The 9,362-nt window shown below is 40.2% G+C and carries 6 protein-coding genes; 1 reads left to right on the plus strand and 5 read right to left on the minus strand.

What is annotated here, in order from left to right; translation table 11 throughout:
* Positions 1–25 precede the first annotated feature (25 nt).
* The 4 genes from ACN6OV_RS03755 to ACN6OV_RS03770 all read right to left on the minus strand — a co-directional run bounded on the left by ACN6OV_RS03755 (position 26) and on the right by ACN6OV_RS03770 (position 5,096).
* Positions 26–1,054, minus strand: a complete 1,029-nt coding sequence (locus ACN6OV_RS03755) for a DUF1311 domain-containing protein (RefSeq protein WP_427949752.1) — start codon at positions 1,052–1,054, stop codon at positions 26–28.
* 118 nt (positions 1,055–1,172) lie between these two features.
* Positions 1,173–2,645 (minus strand): OmpA family protein, encoded by a 1,473-nt coding sequence (locus ACN6OV_RS03760; protein ID WP_427949754.1) that lies wholly within the window; start codon positions 2,643–2,645, stop codon positions 1,173–1,175.
* A 189-nt stretch (positions 2,646–2,834) separates the two neighbouring features.
* The gene (locus ACN6OV_RS03765; protein ID WP_427949755.1) at positions 2,835–4,070 is read right to left on the minus strand and encodes a dihydroorotase; all 1,236 of its coding nucleotides are present in this window, start codon (positions 4,068–4,070) and stop codon (positions 2,835–2,837) included.
* Positions 4,071–4,079: 9 nt separating this feature from the next.
* The gene (locus ACN6OV_RS03770) at positions 4,080–5,096 is read right to left on the minus strand and encodes an aspartate carbamoyltransferase catalytic subunit (protein ID WP_427949757.1); all 1,017 of its coding nucleotides are present in this window, start codon (positions 5,094–5,096) and stop codon (positions 4,080–4,082) included.
* Between the two features lie 488 nt (positions 5,097–5,584).
* Between ACN6OV_RS03770 and rlmKL the strand changes: the two genes are divergently transcribed.
* Entirely contained in the window at positions 5,585–7,789 is a 2,205-nt protein-coding gene (gene rlmKL / locus ACN6OV_RS03775; protein WP_427949759.1) for a bifunctional 23S rRNA (guanine(2069)-N(7))-methyltransferase RlmK/23S rRNA (guanine(2445)-N(2))-methyltransferase RlmL, read from the plus strand.
* Positions 7,790–7,851: 62 nt separating this feature from the next.
* Here rlmKL and ACN6OV_RS03780 read toward each other — a convergent pair whose 3' ends face one another.
* The gene (locus ACN6OV_RS03780) at positions 7,852–9,084 is read right to left on the minus strand and encodes a GH3 family domain-containing protein (RefSeq protein WP_427949761.1); all 1,233 of its coding nucleotides are present in this window, start codon (positions 9,082–9,084) and stop codon (positions 7,852–7,854) included.
* Between the last annotated feature and the right edge of the window lie 278 nt (positions 9,085–9,362).

Below are 9,362 nucleotides of genomic sequence, written 5' to 3' on the forward strand. Positions count from 1 at the left end.
ATTAAGTATTTTCCAGATAATTCAATTAATTAAATACATTATTTAAATACACAATCCGCTCAGTGGTCTTTTGATTAAAGCACTTGGTAAATTGCAATTGCTGGTCTTGCGCGCGCAATCCGTCATCCCAATATTGCGAATGCTTTTGATAGGTTTCTTTTTCACTATCTGTCATTTGATAGACGCTTTTTTGAGAAATCACTTTACAATCAACATCACGTTTTTCAAACCACTCGGTTTGGTCTTGTTGTAATTGCTGTTTTTGTTCCTCGGTAAAATTATCCCAAGTTTGGTTCAGTCGTTCCACCACTTTGACTTGGTCTGCATCCAATTCCTTTTTACGAATATTCATGGCTTTTTGCGCTAATTCCATTTGCGCAGCTTCTTGCTGATTATACTGCTCCATATTCACTTGTCTTTCTGCATTGGTTTTTTCATACGCGGTAAATTGCACTGCATTTTGTGTGACCAAAACTACCCCATTAATCACACTATTGGGGTTAAGCACATTGAGGCTAATGCCTTCTTTGTCCGTTTTGATGATGTTATAACTAAATGCGCCTTGTAACTGATCATTATCCAAACGAAGTGAGCCGTTACCATCGTCTATCGCATCAGCTAAGGTACTTTGATATTCTCCTTCACACTCCTCACATGGGTGCGCAAGATACGCATTTTCAGCACGCTTTTGTAAGCCTTTCGGGAAAGTCACCAGCAATTGACTTTCACAGTCTAATTGCTTTGCCGTTTCAGGTTTTTCTGTCGTGGTTGAAATCCCTTTAATTTCAAAACGAATCCCCTTATTAATCTGTGCCAATAATTTTTCATCAGCTTCGTATTCACGACTGTCACGTAAACGACGCTCTAAAGCTTTTAAATATTCAGCCTTCAAATGTCCTTGAATCTGTTCAACATTAGCTTGAGCAGTACAACTCCAATCATCCAAGACCGGTGCTTCTGCTTTCACTTCAGTCTCTTTTTTATTTTTAAAATAATCACAACCTGATATCAATGCCATAGACATCATCAAGCTCGTTAACATTATTTTTTTCATCTTTTGAATTATTCAGGTTTTTATTATTCGGGCGTATTCTACTCAAAAATTAAACACTTTGACGAGGAAAACCCCGTGATTTACAGGGTTTTTGCTGATTTTTCGAAAATAATGACCATTAATTGCGAATTTCAGTTACGCCTTCTTCATTCACCTCACGCACTTTGCCAGTCTCACTATTACGTACTTCAAACTCGATACGGCGGTTTTTAAATTGACCTTCTTTGCTGCTGTTACTGGCGATTGGTTTTTCTTGACCATAACCCACAGCCTGCAACTGCGCAGGATCGACACCTTTGGCAATCAAATAATCCACAACGGCCTGTGCACGTTTTTGTGACAATTGCTTATTGGCATTTGCATCGCCCACAGCATCGGTATGGCCTTGTACGATTAAATGAACTTGCGAAGCACGTTGAAGCAGCGCAGCAGCCTGATCCAGAATCGATTTATTCAGCTTTGGAATATCCGATGAACCAGTTGCAAAGTTAATAATCTGTAAATTCAGTGCAGTTGCAACATCCAATGCGCGTATTTGATCTGGGTTGATACTGGCCAATGCTTTTTGTGCATCAGTAATACTGTTCTCCACAGCCGATTGTTCATTGACAGCTTCTTGCACCATAACGGTCATATTTCTTGCCAATGGCTTGAGTTGATTTGCCAAATTCTGTGCATCTGCTGGATTTTCCGAAAGAATCGATAACTGATTTTCAGTCCACGTTAGTGTAGTGTTCGGTACGCCTTTTAGTTTTTGCAAGACGCTTGGAATCGTGTCTTGATCAATAAATTGGGTATGGTAACTGGTGTCAGAAATTCCTCCACAGCCTAGGGCATAGTTAAAAATTTGCTTCACTTGTTGTTGTAAAATATCCATATAAGTCGCATCACCGGTTTTAATTTGGCAATAGGTCAACAAACCATCTGCTCCTGTCGTCAATTGCAGTCGTGCCGGTTGAGATGCTGCGGGCTGAGAAATAGTCGTCGCGGATGTCAAAGGGTCTTCTTTTTTACTACAGGCTTTAAACCAAAATGCAATCAGCCCAAATAAAATTAATAAAGCAAGAATCGGTAACAGCCAATTCACTCGCTTATCTTCTTCGGTAACAGGTGTTGACTCAAGTACAGGGGTTTTATGCAGGGTCTGTCCAGCCGCAGTATTCACCCCTAAGCCCGCAAGTAAAGGTAATACCCATTCAGGTGCTGCCGCCAAAATACGAGCTGCATGTAGATTGAGCAAATAACTAATGGCTGCGGGATCTGAAGAACCTGCTTCATCTTCCAATACGCCAAGCGTCGGTGCAATTGACTGATTTAAAGCATGTTCAATTTGAGATACAGGTGCACCACCACTAAGATTTTGTAAAAATTGCTCTTTTAAACTGGGATTGGTCGTAAAAATATCACTTAGACGTGGATTTAACTGTTTTTGAAAGCTATCGATCAGTTCAGGTTTGGAACGGAAAATATTTAGCAGAAATGGAATAAATTGGTTAATGGCTGCATTTTTTTCGAATAAATGTTCAGTGTCACCGCTTAGCGCAATTGTGGAAACTTGCTGTTTCACAAGTTCGACTAAATCTATACTCATGTTTTTACTCCATGCTGTTCTCATTATTCTCATGTGTACTTCAGTTTATATGCTTATTTTTTAATCAAATGTAATAATTTGTTCCTACTTCCCAACATTAAATTTCATGTTGCATTTTTAGTCTGTATAAAAAAAGCCAGCCGAAGCTGACTTTGATTTTAAAGCTGGAATTTTCAGTTTAATTGCCCATTAAGCATAAAAAGACTGAACCACTTTACCTTTAACCACTTGATTGATTAATGGGGTGTTTTTACCATTTGAAACGATGCTGTCTTTATTAACTGTCCATTCCAATTCTGGATCGACCAGTACCCAACCCGCTTCATTCGCCCAACGCTCTTGCATTTGAGCAACTTTCGCAGGTGCCAATGTTACTTTTTCAACCCATTCCAGTGGTGTTAATAAACCTTCTGCAATCAGTTGCACGCCGAAAGGAATATAAGTATCAAATGCAGTAAAGCCCGGTTGTGTTTCAGCAAAAGGTGCCATTTTCGCAGAGCTACTTAAAGGCTCGTGATGAGTACAAATCGCATCAATCACGCCTTCTTTTAAGCCCTGACGAAGCACGTCTTTGTCTTGTTCTGAACGTAATGGTGGACGTACATGCGCAAGCGAGTTAAAACCATCAATCAATTGATCGGTTAAATGCAATTGATGCATTGCAACGTCACAGGTCACAGGCAAACCTTTGGCTTTGGCATTTTTAATTAGTTCGACCGAAGCACCTGAAGACAATAAACCAAAATGTGCACGTACTTTTGTAGCTTCAATCATGAGCAAGTATTTTGCAATGGCCACAGTTTCAGCTAGGGCTGGAATCATCGGCAGACCTTGGCGGGAAGCGACAAAGCCTTCATGCACGCAGCCATCTTTGGCAATTTGATGTTCTTCTGCATAGAACACCACGGTCATGTCTAAACCGGCTGCATATTCCAAGGTACGGATCACAACATCGTCATCCATAAATGTTGCATTGGCATTTGAAACTGCAGTACAACCGCCTTTTTTCAAACCAGCCATATTAGCAGGTTGTTTACCCAAAAGACCTTGAGTCTGCGCGCCAATCACTTGCAGATAAATACCACCATCCAGCATGGCTTTTTCAACTAAGCCGTGGATTAAAGCGCCATTGTCTTGCACAATTGGTTTTGAATCTGGCGGCGTAAACACATGCGAAATACCATTGGCACGTGCGGCTTTACCTTCAGACTTTAATGTTCCGTGCTGTTGCTGCCCCGGTTCACGCAGTCGTGCGCATAAATCCACCATACTTGGCATCAACCATTTGCCTTGACCATCAATAGTTTCGGCAATATTAGTGCTTTCAGCAACCAATTGACCATTTTTAATAAATACTGTTTGTACGCGATCCGATTGATTGATTGGGTCTAAGACACGTACATTTTCAATTTTTACAATACTCATGACTTTCCCTTATCCCGCAATCGCTTCTAACAAACCTTTTTCTTGCAACTGACCTTGCATGGCCAAAGCCAATACTGCCATACGCACGGCAATACCATTGGTCACTTGATGCAAAATCACTGATTGTTTGCCATCAGCAATACTGGAATCAATTTCAACACCACGGTTCATTGGCCCCGGATGCATCACAATACAATCTGGTTTTGCCAACGCTAAACGCTCTTTGTTGAGACCATACATTTTGTAGAACTCAGCTTGTGAAGATAGTGCTGGTGAATCAATACGTTCGTTTTGAATACGTAAAGTAATGATCACATCACAGTCTTTAATGCCGTCTTCCATGTTATTGAATAGACGAATGCTTTCGTCATAATCATCGAAACCACAAGGCAGTAAGGTATTTGGTGCAACCACACGAATATCTTTACAGCCCAAAGTTTGTAAAGCCGCAACATCTGAACGTGCTACGCGTGAATGTTTGATATCGCCAATAATTGCAATGGAAATATCTTCAAAATTCTTTTTGGTTTCGCGACGAATTGTCAACATATCCAACATGGCTTGAGTCGGGTGCGCATGACGGCCATCCCCTGCATTAATAATCGCCACATGTGGACAGACGTCTTTGGCAATAAAATGCGGAGCACCAGAAGATGAATGACGTACCACAAAAATATCCGTTGCCATGGCCTCTAAGTTCCACAACGTATCACGTAAAGTCTCGCCTTTTGATGTACTTGAACGTGCAATATCAATGTTCAATACGTTTGCAGACAGACGCTTTGCTGCCGCTTCAAAAGTGGTACGGGTACGGGTAGAATTCTCAAAAAACAGGTTCATTACCGTACGACCTTCAAGCAGGTTATTGGTAATGAGCTGATTTTGGTCATTAAAAAAGGACTGCGCAGTGTCCAATATTTTTGTGAGAGTTTCTTTAGAAAGGCCTTCGATGGTGAGGAAATGTTTTAGGTTACCATCTTGGTTAAGTTGAATCTGGCTCGGAGTATGCAATGCCGCTAAGTGCATGAGAGATTCCTAATCGTTAAGTCAACGCATTATACAGAGAATCACAGGAAATAGCAGTTGAAGTTTTCAACACTCAAAGCAAAATGATAATCTTCATCAACATCCATTTCCCAATTTCGATCTGCCATTTCAATAAGATAAATTAAACAGGAATCACTTAAAAGACTTCAAAATACAAATTCCCTGCACCAAACTTTTAAAACTTGGACTGTATTTAATTATCATGTTACGTCGCAACTCACATGGTGAATCCTGACATGCTATACACCTCAAATAATTAGAAATTTATGAAAGTTTTTAATGCGTCCGTGAGTGAATGAGTGATTTTTATACCATTCGTGTGATTACTCCCTTGAAATGATCGGATCAAAAGATATAAAGCTGTGAAGACTGGTCAATATTTCTCAAACAACTAGCAAATATCATCCGCCCAAATACTCGAAAATACGTTAAAATACGCGATTGCTTTTTTGCCTTTGGAAATTTACATGAATTCGAAACCGCGTCTCTCTACATATTGGGTTACCTGTGCAGATGGACTTGAAACCTTACTCCGCGAGGAAATTGAAGGTTTAGGTGTTCAAAATATTGAACAATTCCCGGGTCGTCTTGTATTCAAAGGCACACTAGAAGATGCGTACCGTATTTGTATGTGGTCACGTCTGGCCTCTCGTGTTCTCACGCCAATTCATACTCATGAACTTGAGTTCACTCACGATGCTCGAGATGTGGCGGAAGAGCTCTATGAAGGAGCAATGAACTTTGATTGGTCGCTTATTTTTGCACCGCAAAGTACCTTTGCCATTCGTTTGCATGTAGAACGTGATATTAAGGTCAATACCCAGTTTGCAACTTTACGTGTTAAAGATGGTGTGGTCGACTCCTTTATGGAGGCTGTCGGCAAACGCCCAAGTATTGATATTAAACAGCCTGAAATTACCTTGTATGTGTTAGCTGGCAAAACTAAACATACTTATTGCTTAGATTTATCGGGCGATTCCCTGCATAAACGCGGTTACCGTCGTTATATGACCGATGCGCCAATTAAAGAAAATTTGGCAGCGGCTATTTTGCAAAAAGGCAAACTCAAACAATATAACCCAGACATTATTCTTGACCCAATGTGTGGTTCAGGAACCTTTATTATTGAATCCTTAATGATTTTAACTGATCGTGCGCCAGGCCTCGTTCGCCGTTTTGGTTTTAACGGTTGGAATGGTCATGATCATGAACTGTGGATGTCGATTAAAGGTGAAGCGGCTGAACGTCATAAAGCAGCATTAGAACAGCCCCTTCCACAATTCTATGCCTTCGATGCGGATTGGGAAGCGGTTAAAGCGACCAAACAAAATATTATTGCCGCAGGTTTTGAATCGGTTTTAGATCAAATTAAAATTGAAGAACGTACACTTGCAGATTGGCCAGATTTCCAAGCCGCAGGTAAAAAAAGCTTTATTGTGACCAACCCACCGTATGGTGAGCGTTTAGGTGATAAAGCTTCAAACCGTGCTTTATACCTAGGTTTATCGGCATTATTACAAAAGAATTTCCCGAACCAACCTGCCGCTGTGATTGCAGCTCAAGTTGAACAAGCCGATGTCTTGGCGTTTAATGATCCACAAATTTTACGTTTGATGAACGGTAAACTGCCAATTTATGTCCGTTTCGGTACCGTCAAACCTGCTGCCGTTCAAAAGCCATTCCTAGAACACTGGGAACCACAACAATTTGAAAAAATTGAAGGTGCGGAAGACTTTACCAACCGTCTGCAAAAGAATATGCAGAACTTGAAAAAATGGGCAGTTAAAGAAAATATTTTCTGCTTACGTCTTTACGATGCTGACTTACCTGACTTCAACATTGCTGTGGATTTATATGGCGATCGTTTACACGTTCAAGAATATGCACCACCGAAAAAAATCGACCCTGAAAAAGCTAAAAAACGCTTTAACTTGGCTTTACAAGCGATTCGCGCTGTAACAGGCTTAGGCCGTGATGCGATTTTCATTAAAACCCGCGCACGTCAGGAAGGTAAAAATCAGTACACCAAACAAAGTACTGCGTCGAAACGTTTTATCGTGCAAGAAGGTCAAGCGAAAATTTTAGTCAACTTAACTGACTATTTAGATACTGGTTTGTTCCTTGACCATCGCCAAATGCGCTTACGCATTGCCAAAGAAGCACGTGGTAAACACTTCCTAAACTTGTACAGCTATACCTCAACTGCTAGCTTACATGCTGCATTGGGCGGCGCTGCGAGTACAACCAGTGTCGATTTATCCAATACCTATTTAAACTGGTCTAAAGAAAACTTCGTATTGAATGGCTTGACTGTTGATCATGCGGATGAACAACACCAATTCTTTTCAAGCGACTGTTTTGAGTGGCTCAAAGAAGGTCATGAGCAATATGACTTGATCTTTATTGACCCACCGACATTCTCTAACTCGAAAAAGTTCTACGGTACCTTTGATGTACAACGTGACCATATGTCACTGATTAAACGTGCCATGAACCGCCTGACCACTGAAGGTACTTTATACTTCTCAAACAACTATCGTGGTTTTGAGATGGATGATGTGATTCTGGCGATGTTTGATGTAGAAGAAATCAGTAATGAAACCATTGGACTGGATTTCAAACGCAATACAAAAATTCACCGTGCATGGAAAATTACTCATCCACAAGGGTAATTTTGCGATTCACTGATATTTACATACCTTTTAAAGAAATGAAGCACGTCAGTGCTTCATTTCTACAATTGGCCACAGCGCTGCATTGTAATTAAGTTTTCTTCTGCAAGATTAACTGTCATTTTCCGTTCCAACAATTGAAAACATGGAATTTGTTGATAAAAATCTGTCACTTCGAGTTCATCGTCCATCACATAACGAATTAGACCTGAACCGGTAGTAATGACTGGACTGACAATATCGCCCAACTTGAGCTGCCATGACGGCACAACTTGATTGCTTTCTTGTAGTAAAAACTCATAGAAGTGAGACTGATAACTTAAAGGAAAACGATCTGTAAATGGAATCGTCACCACCCCTTCAGTTGTCCATAACCCTTTTTCTGCAAAGGCTACACCGTCAATACGTTGTTGCAACTGCTCTATCCATTGCGGGGCACTGGCAGTATCCCAAGTTGAAATTAGACTTAATTTAGGCCAAAGTTTTTTCCATGCACTTGGCTCAGTTAAATTGAGCTGTTGTAATTTGTAGCACTGCTCACACGATTTTGGCACGTCCAGAAAATTAAGCCCTTCACGCATCCATTTTCCTGATTTGAGCACTTGGACTATTTCATCTTGAAACTGCTGAATCATATCCAGTAACTGCAAGGCAGTCGTTGGACTCCACACAGCAATCATCCCAAGACGCTTATCTGCCACCAAATAAGTCGCCGTTGCAAACAGAGCATCATCGACTGAAGATGCCAGCGCAATTTCTGATGGAACTGACTGGGTAATTTTGTTCAAAACTCCTTTAGATAAATTTCGTAATCCACGCTTATCATTCAGGGAACTATTTTCTAAAAATTTAGACTGACTTTCAGCCAACCAAGGAACAGCCCAATAGTGGGTCGACTTTTTAAGCTGTGGATACTCACAATATACATGGCTCAGCCAAAAGCCAATTGCTGCGTCTAATTCATCTAAAAATAATTGAGTATAGGGAATAAATTGAATCGCTTCACTGGAAGCACTGCTCAGTTGGAAACGTATAATCTTGCTAGGCCCTAGGGTATTTTTACCTGTACTGTGAGCTTGCTCAATTTTACTTTTCCAATCGCCATAACGCGTTAAAGGAAATTTCTTGGTAAATTGCTCATAACTTAAATTTTGTGAAATATGCTGACCTAAAAAAACTTTCAACTTATTTCGTTGTACTTTTTCCAGTTGATTGGCTTGCTGTATGTAGCGCTGATACGTTTTATGACAAGTAAAATCAAGCACTTGATGTGCAGATAATAAAAAGATTTTCATGATGCCACCCTTAAATAAAAATCTGCCGTCATGTACGAAATACATACCTGATTATTGGCATCATAAGTTTGATCGATCACATACATGCTGTTAAGCTTTTGAACGGTAACATTATTTGTATACCGATATAGGTTAGAAGCTAGTTTTTTGATCTTTCTAAGCCATCTAAATTCCATCATTATTATTCCCTATTTTTATTATGGCTCTAGACTAGCAGATTTATACTTAATTTTATCTAATGATATTCCACAACTCAGTTGCTAACTCATTAGGTTCTC

It is taken from the genome of Acinetobacter sp., from assembly GCF_050285345.1.
GTDB lineage: Bacteria > Pseudomonadota > Gammaproteobacteria > Pseudomonadales > Moraxellaceae > Acinetobacter.